This window comes from Pseudomonas sp. gcc21 (assembly GCF_012844345.1).
Classification (GTDB): domain Bacteria; phylum Pseudomonadota; class Gammaproteobacteria; order Pseudomonadales; family Pseudomonadaceae; genus Halopseudomonas.
In genome coordinates this window covers 2,684,554-2,707,564 of record NZ_CP051625.1, presented here as the reverse complement: position 1 = coordinate 2,707,564, position 23,011 = coordinate 2,684,554, and the positions used below count along the sequence as shown (strand labels likewise).

The 23,011-nt window shown below is 59.0% G+C and carries 21 protein-coding genes; 10 read left to right on the top strand and 11 right to left on the bottom strand.

The window, feature by feature from the left end; translation table 11 throughout:
- Positions 1 to 34: 34 nt before the first annotated feature.
- Positions 35 to 1,291 carry an MFS transporter gene (locus tag HG264_RS12410; RefSeq protein WP_169409119.1) on the bottom strand — a complete coding sequence of 419 codons (1,257 nt, stop codon included), beginning with the start codon at positions 1,289 to 1,291 and terminating at the stop codon, positions 35 to 37.
- A 180-nt stretch (positions 1,292 to 1,471) separates the two neighbouring features.
- Here HG264_RS12410 and HG264_RS12405 point away from each other — a divergent pair, with 180 nt between their 5' ends.
- A complete protein-coding gene (locus HG264_RS12405) occupies positions 1,472 to 2,755 on the top strand; it encodes a DUF2254 domain-containing protein (protein WP_178102811.1) in 1,284 nt (427 codons plus the stop codon).
- Between the two features lie 124 nt (positions 2,756 to 2,879).
- On the opposite strand, the gene HG264_RS12400 is transcribed toward HG264_RS12405, so the two are convergent.
- A complete protein-coding gene (locus HG264_RS12400; protein ID WP_169407970.1) occupies positions 2,880 to 4,925 on the bottom strand; it encodes a carboxylesterase/lipase family protein in 2,046 nt (681 codons plus the stop codon).
- Positions 4,926 to 5,262: 337 nt separating this feature from the next.
- Positions 5,263 to 6,129, bottom strand: coding sequence for a YicC/YloC family endoribonuclease (locus HG264_RS12395; RefSeq protein ID WP_169407969.1), 867 nt, complete (start codon positions 6,127 to 6,129; stop codon positions 5,263 to 5,265).
- A gap of 142 nt (positions 6,130 to 6,271) precedes the next feature.
- On the opposite strand from HG264_RS12395, the gene rph reads away from it, so the two are divergent.
- Together rph and HG264_RS12385 are read left to right on the top strand one after the other, a co-directional pair.
- Complete coding sequence (gene rph / locus HG264_RS12390; RefSeq protein ID WP_169407968.1) at positions 6,272 to 6,991, top strand: ribonuclease PH; 720 nt, start codon at positions 6,272 to 6,274, stop codon at positions 6,989 to 6,991.
- A 250-nt stretch (positions 6,992 to 7,241) separates the two neighbouring features.
- Positions 7,242 to 7,613, top strand: a complete 372-nt coding sequence (locus HG264_RS12385; RefSeq protein WP_372240238.1) for a DUF4870 domain-containing protein — start codon at positions 7,242 to 7,244, stop codon at positions 7,611 to 7,613.
- Positions 7,614 to 7,672: 59 nt separating this feature from the next.
- Here the strand turns inward: HG264_RS12385 and HG264_RS12380 are convergent, their stop codons facing one another.
- Complete coding sequence (locus HG264_RS12380) at positions 7,673 to 8,452, bottom strand: exodeoxyribonuclease III (RefSeq protein WP_169407967.1); 780 nt, start codon at positions 8,450 to 8,452, stop codon at positions 7,673 to 7,675.
- 70 nt (positions 8,453 to 8,522) lie between these two features.
- On the opposite strand from HG264_RS12380, the gene pyrE reads away from it, so the two are divergent.
- Both pyrE and HG264_RS12370 read left to right on the top strand, forming a co-directional pair.
- Entirely contained in the window at positions 8,523 to 9,179 is a 657-nt protein-coding gene (gene pyrE, locus HG264_RS12375) for an orotate phosphoribosyltransferase (protein WP_169407966.1), read from the top strand.
- 33 nt (positions 9,180 to 9,212) lie between these two features.
- Complete coding sequence (locus HG264_RS12370) at positions 9,213 to 9,797, top strand: DUF4124 domain-containing protein (RefSeq protein WP_169407965.1); 585 nt, start codon at positions 9,213 to 9,215, stop codon at positions 9,795 to 9,797.
- A gap of 56 nt (positions 9,798 to 9,853) precedes the next feature.
- Here the strand turns inward: HG264_RS12370 and HG264_RS12365 are convergent, their stop codons facing one another.
- Genes HG264_RS12365 through coaBC form a run of 5 tightly spaced genes read right to left on the bottom strand, consistent with a single transcriptional unit; the run spans position 9,854 to position 15,459 of the window.
- Positions 9,854 to 10,303 (bottom strand): thioesterase family protein, encoded by a 450-nt coding sequence (locus HG264_RS12365; RefSeq protein WP_218572991.1) that lies wholly within the window; start codon positions 10,301 to 10,303, stop codon positions 9,854 to 9,856.
- Positions 10,300 to 11,205 (bottom strand): acetylglutamate kinase, encoded by a 906-nt coding sequence (gene argB, locus HG264_RS12360; RefSeq protein ID WP_169407964.1) that lies wholly within the window; start codon positions 11,203 to 11,205, stop codon positions 10,300 to 10,302. The genes HG264_RS12365 and argB overlap by 4 nt, the downstream gene beginning before the upstream one ends.
- Before the next feature lie 20 nt (positions 11,206 to 11,225).
- Positions 11,226 to 13,748, bottom strand: coding sequence for a phosphomannomutase/phosphoglucomutase (locus tag HG264_RS18715; RefSeq protein WP_306085218.1), 2,523 nt, complete (start codon positions 13,746 to 13,748; stop codon positions 11,226 to 11,228).
- A 31-nt stretch (positions 13,749 to 13,779) separates the two neighbouring features.
- Positions 13,780 to 14,235 (bottom strand): dUTP diphosphatase, encoded by a 456-nt coding sequence (gene dut, locus HG264_RS12350; protein WP_169407962.1) that lies wholly within the window; start codon positions 14,233 to 14,235, stop codon positions 13,780 to 13,782.
- A 9-nt stretch (positions 14,236 to 14,244) separates the two neighbouring features.
- The gene (coaBC, locus tag HG264_RS12345; protein WP_169407961.1) at positions 14,245 to 15,459 is read right to left on the bottom strand and encodes a bifunctional phosphopantothenoylcysteine decarboxylase/phosphopantothenate--cysteine ligase CoaBC; all 1,215 of its coding nucleotides are present in this window, start codon (positions 15,457 to 15,459) and stop codon (positions 14,245 to 14,247) included.
- A gap of 211 nt (positions 15,460 to 15,670) precedes the next feature.
- Between coaBC and radC the strand changes: the two genes are divergently transcribed.
- The 3 genes from radC to rpmG all read left to right on the top strand — a co-directional run bounded on the left by radC (position 15,671) and on the right by rpmG (position 16,931).
- A complete protein-coding gene (radC, locus tag HG264_RS12340) occupies positions 15,671 to 16,345 on the top strand; it encodes a DNA repair protein RadC (RefSeq protein ID WP_150299783.1) in 675 nt (224 codons plus the stop codon).
- Between the two features lie 182 nt (positions 16,346 to 16,527).
- Complete coding sequence (rpmB, locus tag HG264_RS12335) at positions 16,528 to 16,764, top strand: 50S ribosomal protein L28 (protein WP_150299782.1); 237 nt, start codon at positions 16,528 to 16,530, stop codon at positions 16,762 to 16,764.
- Between the two features lie 11 nt (positions 16,765 to 16,775).
- Complete coding sequence (gene rpmG / locus HG264_RS12330; protein ID WP_150276539.1) at positions 16,776 to 16,931, top strand: 50S ribosomal protein L33; 156 nt, start codon at positions 16,776 to 16,778, stop codon at positions 16,929 to 16,931.
- Between the two features lie 85 nt (positions 16,932 to 17,016).
- On the opposite strand, the gene HG264_RS12325 is transcribed toward rpmG, so the two are convergent.
- Both HG264_RS12325 and desA read right to left on the bottom strand, forming a co-directional pair.
- Positions 17,017 to 17,907: a M23 family metallopeptidase gene (locus HG264_RS12325; protein WP_163981901.1), complete on the bottom strand. Its 891-nt coding sequence runs from the start codon at positions 17,905 to 17,907 to the stop codon at positions 17,017 to 17,019.
- A 188-nt stretch (positions 17,908 to 18,095) separates the two neighbouring features.
- On the bottom strand, positions 18,096 to 19,289 hold the full coding sequence (gene desA, locus HG264_RS12320; protein WP_163981900.1) for a delta-9 fatty acid desaturase DesA: 1,194 nt from the start codon (positions 19,287 to 19,289) through the stop codon (positions 18,096 to 18,098).
- A 150-nt stretch (positions 19,290 to 19,439) separates the two neighbouring features.
- Here desA and HG264_RS12315 point away from each other — a divergent pair, with 150 nt between their 5' ends.
- Positions 19,440 to 21,722 carry a bifunctional diguanylate cyclase/phosphodiesterase gene (locus tag HG264_RS12315; RefSeq protein ID WP_169407960.1) on the top strand — a complete coding sequence of 761 codons (2,283 nt, stop codon included), beginning with the start codon at positions 19,440 to 19,442 and terminating at the stop codon, positions 21,720 to 21,722.
- A 167-nt stretch (positions 21,723 to 21,889) separates the two neighbouring features.
- Positions 21,890 to 23,005, top strand: a complete 1,116-nt coding sequence (locus HG264_RS12310) for a DUF1615 domain-containing protein (protein ID WP_372240237.1) — start codon at positions 21,890 to 21,892, stop codon at positions 23,003 to 23,005.
- Positions 23,006 to 23,011: the final 6 nt, after the last annotated feature.

Sequence of the window (23,011 nt, the reverse complement as noted above, 5' to 3'; positions counted from 1 at the left end):
CAGGGGCTGCGCTGCATTCGAGGTTCCGGTGGAATCAGCTGCGAGGCTGTGCCGACAACGATTCAGGCGAAGCATCCTCGAAGCGATCGACCTGGCGCAGGGATTTGAAGGCCAGCGCCCAACCTCCAACCACACCGAGGGTGCAGAAACCACCGATCAGCGCGGCTGGAACGGCTCCCAGCCAGGCAGCGCTGATGCCGCCACGGAACACACCCAGCTCGTTGGACGAGCTGATGAACAGCATGCTCACCGCGTTCACCCGCCCGCGCATGGAGTCCGGCGTGGAGAACTGGATCAGCGCCGAGCGTATATACATGCTCACCATATCGGCTGCGCCAGCGACCAGCAGCGCCGCGAAGGACAGCCAGAACAGCGTCGACAGCGCGAACACGATATTGGCCACACCAAATATCGCCACCGCGATGAACATGGTAATCCCGACATGGTTGTTGAAGGGTCTGGCGCTGAGGTAGATCCCCACCAGTATTTCCCCTATCGCCATGGCGCTGCGCAGCAGTCCCAGCCCTTCGGCACCGACATGCAGCACGTCGCTGGCATAGATTGGCAGCAGCGCCACAACTCCACCCAGTAACACCGCAAACAAGTCCAGCGAGATGGTTCCGAGCACAATCGGACGCGAACGTATAAAACGGATTCCGGCGGTAAAACGTTGCCAGCCGGTGGTGTCCTGAGTGGCCGGCCGCTGATCGGCATAGAGTACGGGCACGCGTGTCAGCAATAGCAGTCCACCGGCAAAACAGGCCAGGCACACCGAATAGGTCAACACGCCGCCGTCCATAGCGTAAAGCACGCCGCCGAGTACGGGGCCGAGAATAGTGGCGGTGCGCATGATCATGCTGTTGGTGGCGATCGCCTGGGCAAGGTGGTCACGCGGCACGATCTGCGGCAACAGGCTGGCCAGCGCCGGTCCGATAAAGGCGCGGGAGCAGCCGTACAGCACCAGTGCAGCATAAAACCAGTACGCATCGCCGATTTCATGCAGGGAAAGCCATAACAGCGCGCCGCTGCACAGTGCCGCGCCTGTCCAGCTCAGCGCCAGTACCCGCTTGCGGTCATAGCGGTCGATCAGATCGCCGGCCGGCATCAACAGAACCAGCATGGGGATGAATTGCGCCAGGCCGACATAGGCCAGCGAAAGGGCTTCGCCGGTTATCTCATACACCTGCCAGGCGACGACGACCGCCTGTATCTGCATGGCGAACACGGCGATCAGACGTGCGATTACAAAGGCAACGAAGCCTGGTTGACGATAAACATTGGGGCGGCGCATGGGCGCATGTTGGTGAGACAAGGGCAGCTCTCTTCGGCGGTGCGAGACGGCTTGGCTGTTGTGGCAAGCTGAGCACTATAAAGCCAATCGCGTATTCCGTCAGGGACACTATCGGCGTATCGCTGGTCAATAGGTGGCGATGCCTGCAGCGTGTCGACCTGGCCCTGGCGGAGAGAAAGAATGATATCGAAGTGGCAATGGATACTTAACCAGATTGGTCGCATGCTCTGGGTTCGGGCTTCGTTGTTTGCCTTGCTGGGGATAGGTTCGGCGTTGCTCGCTACCGCTTCCGACCAGTTCTGGCCGGGCGAGGCACCTATCGATATCGGCTCTGAAGCGGTCAGCGATATCCTCAATATCCTGGCCTCCAGCATGCTTGCCGTGACGACTTTCTCACTCACTGTTATGGTATCGGCCTACGGCACGGCAACCTCCAACATCACGCCACGCGCCACCCGCCTGCTGATGCAAGACACCACCACGCACAACGTGCTGGGCACGTTCCTGGGGTCATTCCTGTTCAGTCTGGTCGGCATCATCGCGCTGCACACCGAGATCTACGGCGAGCGGGGCAGGATGATTCTTTTTGCTTTCACACTGCTGGTGATAGTGATCATTGCCGCGACCATGCTGCGCTGGATCGACCATTTGACACATTTCGGCCGTATGGCCGATACCACGGCCCGTGTCGAAGCGGTCATTCTCAAGGCACTTGATACGCGGATCGATAACCCGGCCATCGGCGCCCAGGCGCTCTATGATCCTGAGCGTGAAATACCGCCCACGGCGTTGCCGGTGCATCCGGGCTCGACGGGCTATATAGGCCATATCGATATCGGCGAGCTGTCGGCCTGGGCCGAGGAGAACGATGCGCACGTGTACCTGGTCTGCACAACCGGCTCCTTCGTCAATCCTCTGGAACCGCTTGCCTGGGTTGACTGCCGGGTTGCGGAGCTGCCGGACACTATCTGCGAAGCTTTCACCATCGGCTCCGAGCGTTCCTTCGATCAGGACCCGCGGTTCGGTTTGGTGGTGATGGCCGAAATTGCGTCACGCGCGCTCTCGCCGGGCATCAACGATCCGGGAACGGCGATTGATGTGCTGGGGCGCGTCGTCAGGCTTTTTACGCATTGGAACGACAACCCGGACATCGGGCCCATGGGATCGATGGCACACGCTCGTATCCATGTGCCGCCGATGCAGCTGGATGACCTGTTTGATGACATCTTTACGCCGATAGGTCGCGACGGTGCGGCACTGATCGAGGTGCAGGTGCGCCTGCATAAGTCTTTGAAAGCGCTGGCGGCGCGGGGCGGACTCTTTGCTGATAGCGCAGCCAAATACTCGGCCCTTGCCCTCAAACGCAGCGAGCTGGCAATGGAGTTGGAAGAGGATAAGGAGCGCTTGCGCAAGCTATCGGGTGAGGTTGTTCGGCTGGCCAGCGCCAAGCGGGCGGAAAGCTGAGCCGCTGCTGTTGCAAAACCCTAGGTTACCGCCGTCTCGAAAACCAGATCCCGAGCTAGGGTCAGAGTTCGAAGCCCCATAAGCGAAGGGCTCCGAACCATGACCTGTCTGCAGCTGGCTCGTGTTATTCGATTGCCTCCGTCAGGCCTGCCTCAACCGTTGCCATGTTATCCGGCCCAATCTCGACAAAGGGTTCGTCGGCCAGTCTGAAAGGCGGCCAGATAAGCTCCTCAGTACTCGGGTCGCCGGTCTTGGCGAAATTGGTCCACATGGTCATCGTCATGTCTGAGATGACTTCGTCATCGGCGCCCCATTGCATGGAGGCGAACACGTCACTGACATCACCTTGACTACCGGAGACGCCGTTGCCATTCAGGTCGGGGATCTGCGGTCTGGTGTTGTCGGGCGTCAGTACCAGCCCCAGCTGAAAATTCTGCACCATGCCGGTTGGGTGATTGAACAGGTAAGGCAGTTCGCATCCATGACAGCTCTCCAGCCCCATGTCACGCCATCCGTCCGGCACTCGGCTGAACAGGTACACATACTGATCGGACTGATATTGCTGCGAACGTTGCTTCAGCCAGACCGGTAATGCTGCCTTCAGCTCGGGGTAATCGCCTGTGGTGACCCCGGACATCAAGGGAACATCGCTGGGCATACCGTCCACTACGTTCTGATAGTAGGTTTTAGGCTGGTAATAGTTGTCGGTATTGGGGCGGTAGGTCTGTCTGGGGATATCGTTGTCCTGATCCGCCTGGGTGAACGCCGTCCAGGGCAGTGCGCGGGCTTCCTCCAGCGTGGTAACGCCGGTGCGCTCGAACAGCGCCTGACCAATCTTTTCAGACGCAGCGAGCGAATCTTCAGGCCCGCTGTTTGGATCCAGTGGCGACGAACCGCTCTGCACGATCGCCTTGTGGAACAGCCCGACGGCCTGCGGCGAGTTCATCAGCGAGTAGGTTTTGCCGCCCCCGCCTGATTGTCCGAACAGGGTGACGTTGTCCGGGTCCCCGCCGAACGCCGCGATATTGTCGCGCACCCATTCCAGAGCCATCACCAGATCCATCTGACCATAGTTGCCCGAGCCACCGTAGCCGCTTTCCTCGGTGAGCAGAGGATGGGCGATGTAGCCAAAGGGTCCGAGCCGATGATTGACCGTAACCAGCACCACACCTTTGGTGGTGAGGCTGTCGGGGTTGTTGTATTGCTCGGAGTTTGCCGAAAGGATGGCAAAGGAGCCGCCGTGGAACCACACCATGACCGGCAGGTTCTCAGCGTCCTTTGGCGCAGTGACATTCAGATAGAGCGAGTCTTCGCTCATGCCGCCCTTGTTCACCGCTTGCAGCGTCGGGTCCTGGGCAGACTGATCGGCCCAGTCCACGGCTTCCCGCACGCCCTCCCAGGGCTCCGGCTCTTGCGGCGGTTGCCATCGCAACTCGCCAAGCGGTGGGCGGGCATAGGGCACGCCGAGGAATTGCCAGGTGGTGGCGTTGGCTTCAAAGCCGCGCAATGTGCCGCCGGTTGTGGTGACTTCTATTCTCTGGCTGGTGGACCGGTCGAAATGCGCCAGCGCGTCGGCCGCAGAGATCACCCTGCGGGGCCGTGGGTCGGCGTCGGTAAAGACATCTGCCTCGTTGAGTGCCTGGATGACGGGCTCAAGACTGGTACTGAAGTCCTCCGGCGGTTGGGCGAAGTTGATGATGTTGGCATTGAAGGAAACTTCAGCCCGAATCGCCTCCGAAATCTGAATGCCATTATTGGAATCGCCATCTGCATCCAGTGTCTGCAGCAGAATCAGCTTGTTGGTGACTTCGCGGTCCTGCGCAGAGGTTGCGCCAGGGGTGATACTGAGCGGGGTAAGCAGTTCCGCACCGGCGGCCGAGCCAAGGCTCAGGTCGCCAATCGAGAAACTGATGCTTTCACCACTGCGGTAGTTGAATTGCCCTCGATCATCTGTCAGGCCTGCGGGCGTCTCGCTACCCTGGTAATCGAGCCCGGACACGGCACTGTCAACAAAGATGCCGGTCATCACTTCTGGCGGTGTACCGCCGTCTGGAGGCGAGGAAGATGAAGAGGAGGAACTGTCCGAACAGCCTGTCTGAGCAAGCAGGAGCGGAAGGAGCGCGAAGGCCAACAGCGGGGCGTATCGGCCGCGCAGGGATGCGTTAGACATACGGGTGACTCCGGTTATTGTTGTAATGGAGTTAGTGAATGCACCGCTCGACGCGCATAGAGATCTGACTTCGGGACAGAAACCCAATACGTATCTGTGGATGCACAAAAACTATAGTTGAGGGTGTGATGGGCGGCTTTTCCACGCTGCGATATCAACGAGGCAAATAGGTATGTAGTCTCGCCAGCAATAGCGCGTGTGATGAACTACAGCGATCGGGCTGACACTTGAAGTGGGCGTGTGAAATGAGGCGAGAGGCAGGTTGGACCTGCTGAATGCCGGCCGAGTAACAATCTGACGTATTGGCGTCCAAATACCGGGCGCAGGACGCTCTGGTCTACTCGATATTCTGCACCTGCTCGCGCATCTGCTCGATATAGACTTTCAGATCCACGGCTGCCTGGGTGCTGCGGCTGTCGATGGCCTTTGAACCCAGGGTGTTGGCTTCACGGTTGAATTCCTGCATGAGGAAATCCAGTCGACGGCCCATGGCTGACTTGCCGGCAAGTACGCGACGGGCCTCGTTGACATGGGTGTCCAGGCGGTCGAGTTCTTCGGCTACGTCGATTTTCTGCGCCAGCAGAACGAGTTCCTGTTCGACACGCGTGTTATCCAGATCCAGGCTGGCTTCGGCGAAGCGCTCAACCAGCTTTTGCCGATGAGCGCTCAACATCTCGGGCATCATTTCACGCAATAGCGCCACGCGTTCGCTTATGCTGGCCAGACGTTCCTCAAGCATGATCTTCAACTCCGCACCTTCGCGGGCGCGTTGCGCGCGCAGCTCGGCGAGGGCCTGGTCGAATAGATCACGGGCTTGTTTCAGCAGCGTCGCCTGGTCAAGCTCCGGGCTGGCCATCACGCCCGGCCAGGCGAGCACTTCAAGCGGGTTGACCGGGGCGAGATTATCCAGCTTGTCACTGATCTGGCGGCTCGCTTCGACCAGCTGGTCGACCAGCCCCTGATTCAAGGTTAATGCGCGGCTGGCATCTGCCGCCGGGTGAAAGCGCAGCGTGCACTCGACTTTGCCACGGGCCAGGGTTTTACGCAGCCGCTCGCGCAGCGGGCCTTCCAGCTCACGCAGCGATTCGGGAAGTCGCAGGCTGATTTCCAGGTAGCGGTGGTTTACTGAACGCATTTCCCAGGACAGGTTGCCCTGTTCGCTGTTGAGCTCGCAGCGCGAGAAAGCAGTCATGCTGTAAACCATCGTTGGCCTCTTTTCCGTTGAGTTGCAGTGAAGTTGCCCCGATTGTAACCCCTAGTCTGCGGTGGGAGTACCGACGCTGTCATGCCAACCTCCCGGTCCGTATAATCCATCGCACATTTAATGCTGTACAAGGACTCGAATCATGAAACGACCCAGCGGCCGCGAAGCCGATCAGATGCGTCAGGTCACCCTGACCCGTCAATACACCAAACACGCCGAGGGCTCGGTGCTGGTTGAGTTCGGCGACACCAAGGTGATCTGCACGGCCAGCGTTGAGTCCGGCGTGCCGCGCTTCCTGCGTGGTTCTGGGCAGGGGTGGATCACTGCTGAATACGGCATGCTGCCGCGCGCAACGGGCGAGCGCATGCAGCGTGAAGCCAGCAAGGGCAAGCAGGGCGGCCGTACGCTGGAAATCCAGCGGCTCATCGGACGTTCGCTGCGCGCGGCGGTTGATCTGCACAGCCTGGGTGAAAACACCATTTACTTCGATTGCGACGTGATCCAGGCCGATGGCGGCACCCGGACAGCCTCGATCACCGGCGCGTGCGTGGCGCTGGTTGATGCATTGCGAGTCATGAAGCAGCGCGGTGCCATCAAGAAAATGCCGACGGTGCAGATGATTGCTGCCATTTCGGTCGGCATGTACAAGGGCGAGCCGGTGCTGGACCTCGATTACCTGGAGGACTCCTCTGCCGATACCGACCTCAACGTGGTCATGACCGACAAGGGCGGATTTATCGAAGTGCAGGGAACAGCGGAAGCTGCGCCGTTCAGCCCGGAAGAGCTCAACGCCATGCTGGCATTGGCGAAGAAGGGTGTTGATGAGCTGTTCGCCATGCAGTTGGCGGCATTGCAGGACTGACCCGCCGTCCTCCGTTTGTGCCCCTGGCGGCTCGCGCAGCGTGTCAGGGGCAGCGGCTGACCATGGGATCCTGTTCGTAAATGCCAGAACGCACGTTCAGTCTCTGGACGCTCGGTGCTATGCTGGCGATGCCAGGCTAGGCGCAGACGATGTGCTCGGAATTTTGGTGGTGCTACAGAAGTGGCCCGCCAGACAGGGACTGTCTCCAGCTGCCGGCATCATCACCAACGGACAGGAGCGTCGCCGCATGATCGAAGACCCGCAAAACCCTCTCGAAACAACACCCGGACCTGAAGCGCGTAAGTGGGCGCTGATTGCCCATCTTTCCGGGTTCCTCGGTTGCATCATTCCCTTTGGAAGCCTGGTCGGGCCGCTGCTGGTGTGGCAACTGAAAAAAGATCAGGCGCCCTTTATTGATGACCAGGGCAAGGAGGCGCTTAACTTTCAAATTACCGTCGCGCTCGCCGGTCTGCTGTGCATGTTGTTGATGGTCGTGGTAATCGGCTTCCTGCTGATCTGGCTAGTGATCATTGCTGCAGTCGTGTTGATGATTATTGCAGCGATCAAGGCAAATGAAGGGCAGGCTTATCGCTATCCGTTCTGCTGGCGCATCATCAAGTAGCTAAGATCGGCTTCAAGACGCCTGTTGCGGCTTGAAGCCTCACTTGGGAGCGCACCCCGTCAGATCGACAGGGTCCAGTCATATTCGATGATGACAGGCGCATGCTCGGAGAAGCGCACCTTGCGTGGAATCTGAGCATTCTTCACGAAGCGGCGCAGGCCGGGCGTGAGGATCTGATAATCGAAGCGCAGGCCGAGGTTCAGATCCTGAGCCTGCTCGCTGTCGGGCCACCAACTGTACAGCTCGGATTCGCGGGTGACCTCGCGCAGCGCATCGACATACCCCAGATTGCCGAATATCTCGTCCATCCAGGCCCGTTCGGGCGCCATGAAGCCAGGCTGTTCCTGGCAGTCGCGCCAGTTCTTCACGTCCAGCTTCAAATGCGCAGTATGCAGCGAACCGCAATAAATGAACTCACGCCGCTTGCGGCGCTGCTTGTTCAGGTAGCCCGTGAAGTCATTCATGAACTTGAATTTCTGATTCAGGTCTGCGTCGCCGTTGCGCCCGGATGGCAGCAGCAGGGAGGCAATGCTGACCTTGTCGAAATCAGCCTGAATGAAGCGGCCGTAGCGGTCCGCCAGTTCGAACCCCAGCCCCATGATGATCGCCTTGGGCGCGGTCTTGGTGTAGATCGCCACGCCGCCCTGGCTCGGCACCTCTGCTTCAAAGCAGTACTGCCAGTAGCCGTCCAGCCAGTAAGGGTCTTGCTCCAGCTCAGGGGCAGTTACGCGAATATCCTGAAGACATATAACATCTGCATCCTGTGTGCGCAGCCAGTCGAACAGACCCCTGGCCGCTGCGGCCTCGACGCCGTTGACATTCAGACTGATAATTCGCATACATGGCTCCGTCAAATTCGTGCGTGTATGATAACTGAGCTTGCAGGATTTTTGTTAAGACGAGGGTGAGATGCACGAATATCAACGAGAGTTCATTCGCTTTGCGCTGGATAGAGACGTGCTGCGCTTTGGCGACTTTACCCTCAAATCCGGTCGTAAAAGTCCATACTTCTTCAACGCGGGGCTGTTCAATGACGGAACGGCTCTGGCCAGGCTTGGCCGGTACTATGCCCAGGCATACGTGCACAGCGGTCTGGAGGATGCCGACATCATTTTCGGGCCCGCTTATAAGGGTATTCCACTGGCGGCGGTCACTGCCGTTTCGCTGGCTGAAAGCTTTGATCGCAATCTGCCATACTGCTTCAACCGCAAGGAAGCCAAGGACCATGGTGAAGGCGGTAATCTCGTGGGCGCACCGCTGCAAGGTCGAGTGTTGATCATTGATGATGTGATCACTGCCGGCACGGCCATCAGAGAAGTGATGCAGATTATCAAGGCCGCCGGTGCGACACCTGCGGCGGTGATGGTTGCGCTGGATCGCCAGGAGCGGGGCCAGGCAGAGCTGTCCGCGATACAGGAAGTGGAGCGTGACTTTGGTGTGCCGGTCATCAGCATTGTCTCGCTTGATCAGGTGCTCGGTTTCCTGCAGGAAGACGAGACGCTCAGGCATCATTTGCCAGCGGTTGAAGCTTACCGGGCGAACTACGGGATTCAGCAAGGAAATTGAGCCGGAACCGGGCTCAGGGACGGAGTGTCGGTGATGCGAAGAATATTTATTGCTGTAGCACTGGGCGTGATGGTGATGCCTGCCACCGGGGTTGCCGAGCTGTATCGGTATATCGATAACCGGGGCGTAACGGTACTCGACAGCCGCGTTCCGCCTGAGTACATCTCCAATGGGTATGAAGTGCTGGATGCCCAGGGTCGTGTTCGTGAAGTCATACCCGCATCGCCTACCCAAGCGGAGCTTGAAGCGATGCGTCGCGCCCGTACCGAGCAGGAGCGGCAGCGGGTTGCAGACTCAACGCTTTTACGGCTGTACAGCGACGTCCGGGATCTTGACCGTGCCCATGCTCGGCAGGTCGCGCAGATCGATAACCAGATAGTCACCGCAGAAAACGAGCTGGAGGTTCTGCAGGCGCAGCGCGAGGATTTGCAGCGCAGAGCCGCAGATCAGGAGCGGGCGGGCCGGCCTGTGGAGGCGCGCATTCTTGAAAGCCTGGCTGATCTCGATAAGGAGTCTGATCGTCTGCGTCGGCTGATCGAGCTGAAGCGTGAGGAAATCACCGACGTTGATCGCGGTTTTGCGGCGCAGCGTGAGCGGCTGTCGCAGCTGACTCACTAGCAAATGCCGGGCGGGCGCCCGGCAATCCTCAGTTCACGCCTTTCAGTTCACTACTCTCATTTCGCCGCCGTATCCTGGGGTGGCGTTTTCTCGAGCGCTTTGACTGCCGTCCTGAATGCGTCAGGAATGGGCTGCGGCCGGCGACTCTGCAGGTCGGCGTATACATACACCAGCTCGCCTGTGGTCAGCAGCTCCTCGCCCCGATAGATCCCGATCTGGAACTGCATGCTTGAATTGCCCAGTCGGATAATCCGCACATGTACGTCAAGCAGATCGTCGTAAAGAGCCGGCGCGTGATACTCAAGCACAGTGCGCACCGCGAAGAAATCGCTCCCCTGTGCGCCGGTCGCTCCGTCGGTGATCTGTTTGATCGCCCGGAAGTATTCAGTGGTTCCAATGTCTGCGTAAGTCAGATAGTGGCCATTGAAAACAACGCCCTGCATATCGGCTTCGGCCCAGCGCACGCGCAGCCGCGTGCTGATCTTGAAATCGTCCCGCTGCATCATAGTGCCTGCCGCTGGTTGGTGATCAGGGTGCCAACGCCGGTATTGGTGAAGATCTCCAGCAGTACCGCATTGGGGACCCGGCCATCGACGATAATGGCGCTGCCGGCACCGCCCTGTACCGCGTCCAGGGCGCAACGGATCTTGGGTAGCATGCCGCCGTAAATGGTGCCGTCTTCAATCAATGCATCGACCTGTGCGGTGGTCAGTCCGGTGAGCACCTTGCCTTGCTTGTCCATCAGACCGGCAATATTGGTGAGCAGTAAAAGCTTCTCGGCCTTGAGTGCCTCGGCCACTTTGCCCGCCACCAGGTCGGCGTTGATGTTGTACGAGGCACCGTCATCGCCGACGCCGATTGGCGCGATTACCGGGATGTAGTCATCGGAGACGAGGCGGTTGATCAGCCGGGTATTGACCTCGACCACTTCTCCGACCTGGCCGATATCGATGATCTCGGGCTTGTCCATGCCCGGCGTGCGGCGCGATACCTTCAGTTTGCGGGCGCGGATCAGGCTGGCATCCTTGCCGGTCAGGCCGATCGCGGCGCCGCCGTGGCGGTTGATCAGGTTGACGATGTCCTTGTTGACCTGGCCGCCAAGCACCATCTCCACTACGTCCATCGTCTGGCTGTCGGTAACGCGCATGCCTTCGATGAATTCGCTCTGGATGTTCAACCGCGCGAGAAGATCAGCTATCTGTGGCCCGCCACCGTGCACGACGACCGGGTTGATTCCAACCGTCTTCATCAACACGATGTCGCGGGCAAAGCTGTTTTTCAGCTCCTCGCTTTCCATGGCGTTTCCGCCGTACTTGATAACGATCGTCTTGCCGGTGAAGCGCTGGATATAGGGCAGGGCTTCAGTCAATACCCGGGAAACCTGGGCGGCAGCGTCACGACTCAACATGTTGATGATTCTCTCCTGATTCAGAATGGCAGCTGCAGATCAGGGGCTACGGCAGCCAGCTGATCGCGGAATAATTGTTGGACAAGCTCCAGGTCGTCTTGTTTGTCCGCTTCGAAGCGCAAGGTCAACATGGGTGTGGTATTCGACGCGCGGACCAGGCCCCAGCCGTGCGGGTAATCAACGCGGATGCCATCCAGCGCGGTGAGCTTGCCCTGGCCCCAGTCGGCCTGGTCGCGTAGCGCCTGGATGATCTCGAATTTGCGTTCTTCACCGACGCGGATGTTCAGTTCCGGTGTGCTCAAGCCGGTCGGATAGCGGGCCAGCAGCTCGGCGCTGGTGAGATTGTCCGGCTGCACGGAGAGAATTTCCAGCAGTCGGCACGCGCTGTAGAGACCGTCGTCGAAGCCGTACCAGCGCTCCTCGAAAAACACATGGCCGCTCATCTCACCGCCGAGCAGCGCGCCGACTTCCTTCATTTTGGCCTTGATCAGCGAATGCCCAGATTTCCACATGACGGGGCGACCGCCGAGTTTGCTGATGAGGGCGGGCAGTCGCCGGGTGCACTTCACATCGAAGACAACGTCTGCGCCGGGATTGCGTACCACGACGTCTTCGGCCATCAGCATCAGCAGGCGATCAGGGTGGATCAGCTCGCCATCGCTGGTAACCACGCCCAGCCGGTCTGCATCGCCGTCGAAGGCAATGCCGATGTCGGCGTTGTGTTGGCGAACCGCGGTGACAAGGTCGGCGACATTCTCCGGCTTGCTCGGATCAGGATGATGATTGGGGAACTTTCCATCCACCGTGCAGAACAGGGGTATGACGGTACAGCCAAGTTCTTCCAGCAATGACTGCGCAATGACTCCGGCGACACCATTACCGCAATCCACCACCACCTTGAGCGGGCGGGCCAGCGCGACATCTTCGACGATACGCTGCTGATAGGCGGGCAACAGGTCGCGTTGTTCGCGGGTTCCGTTGCCGGCGTTCAGATCATTCTGCTGAAGGCGGGTATGCAGCGCCTTGATGCGTTCTTCCGAGAGCGTCTGGCCGGCGATGACTATCTTAAGCCCGTTGTATTCGGCGGGGTTGTGGCTGCCGGTCAACACCACGCCAGAAGAGGATTCCAGTACGTGGGTCGCGAAATACACTACCGGTGTCGGCACCATGCCGAGATCAATGACATGACAGCCGCTGTCCATCAGGCCCCTGATCAGCTGTTCTGACAGGCTTGGGCCAGACAACCTTCCATCCCGGCCGACGGCAATCTCGGATTGGCCGGACATTATGTTTTCACTACCGATCGCCCGACCGATCCAGTACACGTTTTCTTCGGTCAGGGTCTGGCCGACCACGCCGCGGATGTCGTAAGCGCGGAAGATTTCTGCGGGCACTACCGGGGGAGTGTTTTGTGCGGGCTCGCTACCGGCCATATCGAAAGGGTCTTCCTCATCGAAAAGATCGATATCGAGGATATCGTCTTCGTCGAGCATCGGTGTGCTCTCGGCGACAACCGGTGAGCGGGGCGCAACGGCCACGGCCGGCTCCAGAGTCGGTTGCTGTTCGCGTGCCGGATTGATACCTGGCGTCTGCCCATGGCGGTGCGCCTGCTGCATGATCATCTGCGCTACAGGTTCGAGCACACCCAACCGTAACCCGGCAACCTTGTGGCCTTTGGTAAGCTGGGACAGGACATCGGCGTCCGCCTGTATGCTGGCGCACCATTGCCGCTGTAACCAGAGTAGCCCTGCGAGCAATCCGCTCAACGCCAGCAGCACTGCGGCGAGCAGCAACAGCGGGTTGACCAGTCCGGTAGACAATGCGCTGCCAGGCCTGAATTCGAGGCGCCAGGCCGGGTTGTCAGTGGGAAGCCGCAGGACGGGCCCGTGACCTTCGCCGTGCTGGTAAAGAATCTGTTCCGGTGCGTCGGGAAACTGTTGAATCAGCGTGAGTCGACCGCTGTCGGGCGGCAGCGCCGGAAGGCTGCCTACCAAGCGCTGCATGTCGAATACGGCAAGCACTGAGCCACCAATAGGCGCATTGGAGGTTACTCGCAGCGGGCGCGCGGCATACAGACGCCATTCGGTGCCAACCTTATGCGCTTCTGCCGGTACCGGCATGTTGCGTTCGGCGCGGCGGATCATGTCCAGCGCGGCGAAGCTCAGGGGCGCAATGTCACTCTGAATATTGCTGGCGGTGCCGGGAAGATGGCTGTAGATCGCCAGCGCATCAGCATAGACATGCCGCAAGGAACGGGTCAGCGCAGGGCTGCCGCCATTGGTCAGGGCGACCTGCAGCTGCGGGTTGCTTGCCAACGTCGTGAGGTCAGCATCCAGCCGTTCCAGCGCGTTGTTAAGCGCACCAGCCTGTTGGCTGGCATAGGCCTGCGCCATGTCCTGCGAATAGCGTTGATTGCTCTCGCCGAACAAGGTGAACCAGATCAGTAGCGCAGCGGCACCCAACCCGGCTAAAGCCATCAACAAGGGAATCAATGTACCGGGCAACGCAGGGGAAGCCCCCGGTAACGCCTTGGTGAGTTTCATCTGTAACGCCTCCTTGCTCAGATGGACGTGCTCAATGGCTGCCTGTGTGGCCAAAACCACCTGCGCCGCGTGCACTGTTATCGAACTCTTCGACTATTTCGAGACTGGCCTGTAGAACCGGCACCAGAACCAGTTGGGCAATACGTTCGCCAGGTTCGATGGTGAATGCCTGCTGGCTGCGGTTCCAGCAGGACACCATCAGCTCGCCCTGATAATCCGAATCGATCAGTCCGACAAGATTGCCCAGCACGATGCCGTGCTTATGCCCCAGGCCTGAACGGGGCAGAATCATGGCGGCCAATCCGGGATCGGCGATATGAATCGCCAGCCCGGTCGGCAGCAGCGCTGTCTGGCTTGGCTCGAGAATGAGTGGTTCGTTCAGCAGTGCGCGCAAATCGAGGCCGGCTGAACCCCCGGTTGCGTAGTGCGGCAGAGGCCATTGCTGGCCAAGGCGGGGGTCAAGTATTTTCGCTTGCAGCGCGTGCATCCTAAGTCCTCAGGCAGTGGGTGGAGGGAGTTGGCCAGCAATAAAAGCAATGATCTGCCGGGCCAGCTTCTGCTTGCTCGCATGGGGCAGAGGGTTTTGCTCGAGTGTGCGGTCTATCAGCGTTACCGCGTTGTCATCACTATTAAACCCGATACCTGGCACACTGACATCATTCGCAACGATCAGGTTCAGGTTTTTTCGCTCGAGCTTGTTCTTGGCATAGGTGAGGACGTCGTCGGTCTCAGCGGCGAAGCCCACGCACCAGGGCCGCTGCGGATGATTGGCAAGGGTGGCGAGGATGTCCGGGTTGCGCACCAGCGACAGCGTCATCCCGTCCTCGTTGCCCGGGTTTTTCTTGAGTTTGCTGTCGGCGCACTCGGCCGGGCGATAATCCGCGACGGCGGCGGAAGCGATAAACAGATCTGCCGGCAAAGCGTTCTGGCAAGCATCCAGCATCGCCTGAGCGCTGATCACGTCGACACGCTGGACCCGCGGTGGCGTAGGGAGATTGACCGGGCCCGCGACAAGCGTAACCCGCGCGCCCGCTTCTGCGGCGGCGGCAGCCAGGGCAAAGCCCATCTTGCCGGAGCTGTGGTTGGATATATAGCGCACCGGGTCAATCGCCTCGCGGGTAGGGCCCGCGTTAATCAGGACATGGCGGCCTGCCAGCGCGCCATATTCGAAACATTCGGCTGCGCGGGCGGCAATGTCGGTCGGCTCCAGCATGCGTCCCGGGCCGATATCACCACAGGCCTGCTCACCGGCAGCCGGGCCAAACACCTTGATATCGCGCGATATGAGCGTGGCTAGATTGGCCTGGGTGGCCGGGTCGCGCCACATCGCCTGGTTCATGGCTGGCGCGATGGCAATAGGCGCATCCGTGGCGAGGATAAGTGTGGTGAGCAGATCATCTCCGCGGCCCTGAGCCAGGCGCGCCATTAAATCGGCAGTGGTCGGCGCGATCAATACCAGGTCGGCCCACCGGGCCAGCTCGATATGACCCATTGCCGCCTCGGCAGCAGGATCAAGCAGGTCGCCGTGCACCGGGTGGCCGGATAGCGCTTGCAGGGTCAGCGGCGTGATGAATTCCCGCGCCGCGTCAGTCATGACCACGCGGACTTCAGCGCCTGCCTCGCGTAACCGCCTGACCAGTTCGGCACTCTTGTATGCTGCTATGCCACCGCTGACGCCGAGCACAATCTGCTTGTTGAACAACCGCTGCATTGTCTACCTCTCATACGGCTTGCTTTGAAAGCGTCGAAAGTACGGATTTTCCGAGGTTTTTCCGGACAAACGAGAAGCCCGTCAAATGCTGGCTAAGATACCACAGCGCTTGGCCCGCAGCATGCTCGACCTCAGCCCATGACGCTGCCTATACTCGTTTTCAATTTGATGCGAACAGGAAGTACGCACCGTCCTCGCAAGGAGCACCTGAATGGCTATAACCGATTGGCCCCTGGCCGAACGTCCCCGCGAAAAACTCTTGAGTCAGGGTGCTGCCGCGCTGTCTGATGCTGAGCTGTTGGCCATATTTCTGCGCACCGGCATTCCGGGGCGCAGCGCGGTGGATCTGGCGCGTGATCTGCTGAGCGGGTTCGGCAGCCTGCGCGCTCTGCTACAGGCCGATCTGAAATTGTTCTGCGGCCACCCGGGCCTCGGTCCGGCCAAATTCGTGCAGCTGCAAGCTGTCATGGAAATGGGCCGCCGGCATTTATATGAAGAGATGCAACGCGGCGATGCCCTGACATCCCCGGGATCTGTGCGCCGCTATCTGAAAAGCCAGTTGCTCGGACTGCCCCACGAAGTATTCGCCTGCCTGTTTCTCGATAACCAGCATCGGGTCATTGCCTTTGAAGAGTTGTTTCGCGGCACGCTGGACAGTGCCAGCGTCTATCCCCGCGAGGTGGTCAAACGCGCGCTTGCCCACAACGCAGCAGCGTTGATTCTCACGCATAACCATCCGTCGGGGGTTTCCGAGCCGAGTCAGGCCGACCTGATGCTGACGAGACGGTTAAAGGAGTCCCTTGCGCTGGTGGATATCCGCGTGCTGGACCATCTCGTCGTGGGGGACGGAGAGCCCGTATCCTTTGCGGAACGGGGCTTGCTTTAATGAAAAAACATTGCCTGAAGAGGCGCAGTTTGATATAAAGCTCCGCTCTTCTCGGGGCTGTGCCCGCATTGTCTTATTCAGGCAGCGCAGGATCGCACCATTTCATTGCCCCGGCTGGACAACAGATTCTTTTATGGCTTCCAACCAGTTCGGGTTGGGCAAGTGGTTGGAGAGGGTTAACCATGTCTCGAGTATGTCAAGTGACCGGCAAAGGCCCGGTGACTGGGAACAATGTTTCCCACGCTAACAACAGAAGCAAGCGTCGTTTTCTGCCTAACCTGCAGCACCATCGCTTTTGGGTTGAGTCGGAGAAGCGTTTCGTACGCCTGCGTACTTCCACCAAAGGTATGCGCATTATCGACAAGCGCGGCATCGATGCGGTGCTGGCTGAAATGCGCGCCCGTGGCGAAAAAATCTAAGGAGCACTTCCATGCGCGAATTGATTCGTTTGGTGTCTTCTGCCGGTACTGGTCACTTCTACACTACCGACAAGAACAAGCGTACTACGCCTGACAAGATCGAAATCAAGAAATTCGATCCGGTCATCCGCAAGCACGTGAACTACAAGGAAGCCAAGATCAAATAAGATCTCGGCTATCCAATAAAAAACCCGCCATGTGCGGGTTTTTTATTGCCTGGGTTTCGCGGCTACGCCTTTAAAGGGAGGAAAATTACTCGCCGCCCACAGCGTAGTTGGGCTGGCCGTTTATAGGTTGTGAGAATTCAAAAGGAATCGATACCGTCTCCATGCCAATGTTGCGCTGGATGACGAAATGCAGGTGCGGCCCGGTGCTGTTACCAGTATTGCCAGATCGGGCCAATGGAGTGCCTGTGCGCACGCGGTCACCCGCCTTGACGCGTACTGATCCGCGCTGCAGGTGCAGGTAAACGCTCATGGTGCCATCGTCATGTAACAGCCGTACAAAATTGCCCGCGGGGTTGCTGCCCCGCCCGCTCTGATTGTTTTCCACATTGACTACCAGCCCCGGACGAGCCGCGAGAATGGGCGTTCCCTCGGGCATGGCAATGTCGATCGCATGACGGCCTTTAGGGCCGGTGTGGCTGAAACTGCCGCCAGGGCCCTGGGTGACCCTGAAAGGTCCGCCGTTCCAGGGTAGCGGGTATTTGGTAACGGTGGGCTGGGCGCGCGGATCGCCAATCGCATAACGCAATCGTGGTGTATAGCTCGCAGTCTTGCCTGCTTCAGGAACAAGCGTCACCAGACGGATGCTATCGCGTGGCGGTAGCACCCAGCGAATCGGCTTGTCCGGCGCGCCGGAAACATTGCGAGGCTTTTCAATGGTCAGCTCGATCTCGACCGGGGCGTGTAGTTCGTTGTTGACGATCAAGGTCTCACCACCCGCGTGCTTGCGAGTGGTGACATAGACCTTCTTTTCGATGTTTTCGACCATGGCGTCCTGGAATACCAGTTCGCGAGCGCCCTGTACCTTCTGATCGGTATAGGTGGTGACGCCGTTTTGATCGGTGAATTTGTAAATGGTAGAAGCGAGCAGCGCCGGGGTGAAGAGTAGTAGGCCCAGGCCGCAAATCAGGGTTCGCATCCGTTGCTACCGTCTTTGTCAGAGTATGTTGATCGGCAAGCATAAACGGAAGCAAACGCCGTTGCGACCCGCACGTTTGGGTTACCAGACGGCTGACACAAAATAGCCTTTCGACGCTATTCACCGGGTATAAAAAAGCGCACCGGGACAAGAGGTCCGGGTGCGCTTTTTGTCGTAACGGCTGCAGGCTAGCGGGCAGATACTGGTGCGGGCTGCAGGGAGTACGTCCGCAAAGAGGCAGCGAATTCCTGAAGCGCCTGGATGCGGCTGGCTTCTGCCTGGGCGCACCACTCGCGGAGCGCCTGCAGCATCTCATGACCGTTCGCGCTGGTGCGCGTCCAGATCTGTTGCAGTGCGAGTCGCTTCTCGTAAGTCACCTTGAGCACTTGACTGTGGGCGAGCATGGTCTGGATGCGCGCTTCATGCTCAGGCTCAAGAAGGCTCGGCTCACGACTCAGCAGGCGCTTGCCGCGGCTGAATAAATGTCGAATGGAATGATCAACGCGTCGCAGCTCCTGTTGCACCAATGGCTTGATCACCAGCTTGCGATATTGCGCCATGATCTGAAAACGGTTGTTCAGGATGGCCATCGCCGTGTCCATATCCAGGGTCTGCTTACCTTCCACCTGATGCGCGATCGGAGCGGTACGACGTACCTTTGCCAGCCCGAGCATGCTGAACACTCTGATCCACATCCAGCCCATATCGAACTCCCACTTCTTGACCGAGAGTTTGGCCGAGTTCGGGTAGGTGTGGTGGTTGTTATGCAGCTCTTCACCGCCAATCAGGATGCCCCAGGGCAGGATATTGGTTGCCGCATCCTTGCATTCGAAGTTGCGGTACCCGACAGCGTGTCCAAGCCCGTTGACAACGCCGGCAGCGAAGATCGGAATCCACATCATCTGCACGGCCCAGACGGTCAGGCCCAGAACACCAAACAGCGCCAGATTGATCAGCAACATCATACTCACGCCACCATTGGGGAAGCGCCCGTAAACGTTGCGCTCCATCCAGTCATCCGGACAGTTCTTACCGTAGATGCGCAGCGTTTCCTCGTTCTTGGCTTCTTCCATATACAGCTCGGCGCCCTTGCGCAGCACTGTGGTCAAGCCTTTGTGAACAGGGCTATGCGGGTCGTCGGGGGTTTCGCATTTGGCGTGATGCTTGCGGTGGATCGCAGTCCATTCGCGGGTATTCATGGCCGTGGTCATCCACAACCAGAATCGGAAGAAGTGTTTGAGCGCCGGGTGCAGCTCGAGGGAGCGGTGCGCCGAATACCTGTGCAGATATACGGTCACGCTGACAATGGTGATATGGGTCAGCACCAGTATGATGGCGAGCACTTGCCAGCCGGAAGGATCGAGTAAACCGTTGTACCACATAGCAGATTGAACCTCTGACAGAATTGGGGCAGGAACACTGTCCCTGACTGCTTAGGCATCAGTATGTAGCAATGTTTGCCCGTTTGCATGACCACAAGTCGTCAAGCAGCTAAGATGAGGCCTGATTTTGCAAGAGAATAATTCAGACCTATGAGCCTTAGCCGAAGCGCGTTACGCGTTGCTGTGTTGTATTCGACGGTGGCCATGTTGTGGATTCTGTTTAGTGACTACCTGCTGGTCGCTCTTGGCCTGGAGCCTGTGACTCAGCGGTGGATGCAGACCTACAAGGGCATTCTCTTCGTTGTGGTGACCACGGCACTGGTGTTCTTTGCATCGCTTCGGCATTTGAACCGCCGCGCCGAACAGCAACGTCTGCTGCGACTCAATCAGGAGCGTTTCGATCTGGCGCTTGCCGGTTCCAATGATGGCGTGTGGGATTGGGATATCGAAGCCGGAAGCGTGTATTTTTCTGACCGCTGTCTGGAGATCATCGGCTATCCGCGCACTTCTGACGTCGATCTCGGTGTCGTCTGGTTGCAGCGGGTGCATCCTGATGACCTTGCCGCGACCCGGCAGGCGATTCGCTCACATTTTCGCGGGGCCACCAAGCGGTTCGACAATCATCACCGAATAAAGACTCTGAACGGCGACTACGCCTGGATCCATGCCCGCGGCAGGGCTATCCGCAACGCGCAGAACCGGGCCGTGCGCCTGATCGGAATTGTGCGGGACGTCACCGAGCAGAAATCGAACGAGGAAAGCTTGCAGCAAGCAACTGTGGTGATGGAAAGCACCACCGAGGGCGTTGTGATCACTGACGCTCAAAATCGCATCGTCAGCGTCAACCCCGCGTTTTGCAGAATCACCGGTTACGATGCTGAAACGGCGATTGGTCAGACGCCTTCATTGCTCAAGTCAGGCTGGCATCCCGATGAGTTCTACACGGAATTATGGCGGCAATTGCGCTCGACGGGCACTTGGCAGGGTGAGATCTGGAACCGCAGGCAGGACGGCGAGATCTATCCGCAATGGGAAACAATCAATGCCGTGCACGACGAGAGCGGTGGTCTTTCGCACTATGTCGCGGTGTTTGCCGATATTTCACAGATCAAACGGTCTCAGGAAGAGATCGATTTCCTTGCTCATCATGATCCACTCACCCGCCTGCCCAATCGTCTCCTGATGATCGAACGACTGGGCAATGCGCTATCCCGGGCCAAGCGCAACGATAACCGTCTGGGGCTGATCTTCATCGATATCGATCGATTCAAGGCGATCAACGACAGTATGGGGCATACCGCTGGCGATGAGCTGCTGCGGGCCGCCGCCGAGCGTATCGCCGGTCTGTGCCGCGAACAGGATACCCTGGCAAGGTTGAGTGGTGACGAGTTCATCATGCTGGTGGAGGATCTGGCCGAGGCAGCGGATCTGACCCCTTTTGCCCTGCGTGTGCAGCGCGCTTTCGATAAGCCATTCGATATTGACGACAGATCCCTGCATCTCAGTTGCAGTCTGGGGATGAGCGTCTACCCGGAAGACGGAGAAGACAGCGGAGAGCTGCTCAAGAATGCAGACACGGCCGTCACCCTGGCGAAGAAGAATGGCCGCAACACCTATGCCTTTTATACCCAGGCCCTTACCCATCATGCGCGCCGGCAGATGACACTCGAGTCCGACCTGCACAAGGCCATCCGGGATGAACAGCTACGCGTGTATTTCCAGCCCCAGAAGGACCTGACCAGCGGTCAAATTGTGGGCATGGAGGCGCTGGTACGCTGGGAGCATCCGAAGCTGGGCATCATTTCGCCTATGGATTTTCTGCCGGCAGCTCAACATGCCGGGCTGATGTCGGTAATCGACGAGTACGTTCTGCATGTCGCCTGTGGTCAGATGCGTCGCTGGCTGGATAGGGGGTTCGCGCTTGAGACGATGGCGGTGAATATGTCGGGTTACTGGCTGCAGCGCGGCGAGGTCATCGCTGCCGTACAGGCGGCACTGAAGGATACCGGCCTACCCGCACATTATCTCGAGCTTGAGGTTACCGAGGACGAGATCATGGAACATGGCGAAAGGAGCGGGCCGGTACTGGACGCGCTGCGCAACCTCGGCGTTAAACTGGCGATTGACGACTTCGGCACCGGTTATTCGTCACTCTTGCGCCTCAAGCGATTACCGGTCACCAAACTCAAGATTGATCGCGGATTCACTATGGATCTGCCCGGCGATATCGATGATAGCGCTATCGCCCGGGCGATTATTGCGCTGGGCAAGAGCCTGCGACTGACCATCACAGCCGAAGGCATCGAAACGCTGGCTCAAGAGAGCCTGCTTGGGGAGCTTCAGTGCGACTATGGTCAAGGCTATCTCTACAGCAAGCCAGTCCCAGCGGAACAGCTCGAAGCATTGCTGCGTAAATCCTTTCCGGAAGCGTAACGGATCGCGCAAAAACGTTCCGCTCAGCATAGTCGCGCCATGCGCCTAGCCAGTTATCAACTCACTCAGCCTGGCCCACAATGGCCACTCGGAGCCTTACCTTGCAAATATTCACGTTGCCAGCTTTCGCTGCCCCCAGTACAGCATCGCTCAAGGTTTGGGCAAACCTGAAGCGACGGAATGTCTGGCGGTTGGCTGGTCTGGTATGGCTGCTTGGCCCGCTAGCGCTGTCGGGCTGCAGCACCCGGCCCGGCGTGACGCCGCCGGAGCATCGGCCCGCTGCGGTGCAAGCCCAGATACTACAGTTGCTACCGGCGGACGTGGCAGACCGCGAGGGCTGGGCGAGGGATATCCAGGTGGCGTTCACCACCCTGGATATTGAGCCGCACGCAGAGAATATCTGCTCGGTGCTGGCGGTTACCGCTCAGGAGTCGACTTTCCAGGTGGCACCGCCGGTTCCTGGCCTCGCCAGGATTGCGCGGGAGGAGATTGATCGGCGCGCGAGCAAACTGCGCATCCCGGGCTTTCTGGTCAACGCTGCGCTGCGTATGGAATCGCCAACCGGCGAAACCTATGAAAAGCGTTTGAGTCAGGTGCGCTCGGAGAAACAGCTGAACGCTGTGTTCGATGACTTCATCAGCATGGTGCCGCTGGGCAAGCAACTGTTTGGCAGCCTGAATCCGGTACAGACCGGAGGCCCAATGCAGGTCAGCATCCCCTTCGCCGAGACGCAGCGGGACGTTTATCCCTATCCCATAACCGGGTCGATGCGCGATGAAGTCTTTACCCGGCGCGGGGGGATGTTCTTTGGCATCGCGCACTTATTGGCTTATCCGGCTGACTACACGCGTCCGTTGTACCGCTATGCCGATTTCAATGCTGGCTGGTATGCCAGCCGTAACGCTGCGTTTCAGAACGCCGTCAGCAAGGCTACAGGTATCGCGCTGGCGCTCGACGGCGACCTGATTGTGCATGGCTCCAGCGCCGTCGGTGCAACCGAGCGCGCGGTGCGTTCCTTGAGCAAGCAGCTCGGCCTGAACGAGAACGCTATCAGGCGCGATCTGGAAAAGAGCGTCGAGCTGGCGTTTTCAGAGACCCGCTTGTACAAGCGCCTTTTCCAGTTGGCTGACACGCTGGAGGGCGAAACCCTGCCGCGCGAGATGATTCCGCGCATCACCTTGGAAAGCCCGAAGATTACCCGGGAGCTGACCACGGCCTGGTTTGCCAATCGGGTCGATGAGCGGCGTAGACAGTGCATGGTCCGTGCTGGCGCTGCGCTGTAATTAGGG

Excerpts from the sequence above, each read along its gene's own strand:
- HG264_RS12325 (WP_163981901.1), bottom strand. The coding sequence starts at position 17,907 with ATGCGAACCCTGATTTGCGGCCTGGGCCTACTACTCTTCACCCCGGCG.
- rph (WP_169407968.1), top strand. The coding sequence starts at position 6,272 with ATGAAACGACCCAGCGGCCGCGAAGCCGATCAGATGCGTCAGGTCACC.
- rpmB (WP_150299782.1), top strand. The coding sequence starts at position 16,528 with ATGTCTCGAGTATGTCAAGTGACCGGCAAAGGCCCGGTGACTGGGAAC.
- HG264_RS18715 (WP_306085218.1), bottom strand. The coding sequence starts at position 13,748 with ATGAAACTCACCAAGGCGTTACCGGGGGCTTCCCCTGCGTTGCCCGGT.
- HG264_RS12315 (WP_169407960.1), top strand. The coding sequence starts at position 19,440 with ATGAGCCTTAGCCGAAGCGCGTTACGCGTTGCTGTGTTGTATTCGACG.
- HG264_RS12380 (WP_169407967.1), bottom strand. The coding sequence starts at position 8,452 with ATGCGAATTATCAGTCTGAATGTCAACGGCGTCGAGGCCGCAGCGGCC.
- HG264_RS12370 (WP_169407965.1), top strand. The coding sequence starts at position 9,213 with ATGCGAAGAATATTTATTGCTGTAGCACTGGGCGTGATGGTGATGCCT.
- rpmG (WP_150276539.1), top strand. The coding sequence starts at position 16,776 with ATGCGCGAATTGATTCGTTTGGTGTCTTCTGCCGGTACTGGTCACTTC.
- radC (WP_150299783.1), top strand. The coding sequence starts at position 15,671 with ATGGCTATAACCGATTGGCCCCTGGCCGAACGTCCCCGCGAAAAACTC.
- coaBC (WP_169407961.1), bottom strand. The coding sequence starts at position 15,459 with ATGCAGCGGTTGTTCAACAAGCAGATTGTGCTCGGCGTCAGCGGTGGC.
- argB (WP_169407964.1), bottom strand. The coding sequence starts at position 11,205 with ATGTTGAGTCGTGACGCTGCCGCCCAGGTTTCCCGGGTATTGACTGAA.
- HG264_RS12395 (WP_169407969.1), bottom strand. The coding sequence starts at position 6,129 with ATGGTTTACAGCATGACTGCTTTCTCGCGCTGCGAGCTCAACAGCGAA.
- dut (WP_169407962.1), bottom strand. The coding sequence starts at position 14,235 with ATGCACGCGCTGCAAGCGAAAATACTTGACCCCCGCCTTGGCCAGCAA.
- HG264_RS12410 (WP_169409119.1), bottom strand. The coding sequence starts at position 1,291 with ATGCGCCGCCCCAATGTTTATCGTCAACCAGGCTTCGTTGCCTTTGTA.
- desA (WP_163981900.1), bottom strand. The coding sequence starts at position 19,289 with ATGTGGTACAACGGTTTACTCGATCCTTCCGGCTGGCAAGTGCTCGCC.
- HG264_RS12405 (WP_178102811.1), top strand. The coding sequence starts at position 1,472 with ATGATATCGAAGTGGCAATGGATACTTAACCAGATTGGTCGCATGCTC.
- HG264_RS12365 (WP_218572991.1), bottom strand. The coding sequence starts at position 10,303 with ATGATGCAGCGGGACGATTTCAAGATCAGCACGCGGCTGCGCGTGCGC.
- HG264_RS12400 (WP_169407970.1), bottom strand. The coding sequence starts at position 4,925 with ATGTCTAACGCATCCCTGCGCGGCCGATACGCCCCGCTGTTGGCCTTC.
- pyrE (WP_169407966.1), top strand. The coding sequence starts at position 8,523 with ATGCACGAATATCAACGAGAGTTCATTCGCTTTGCGCTGGATAGAGAC.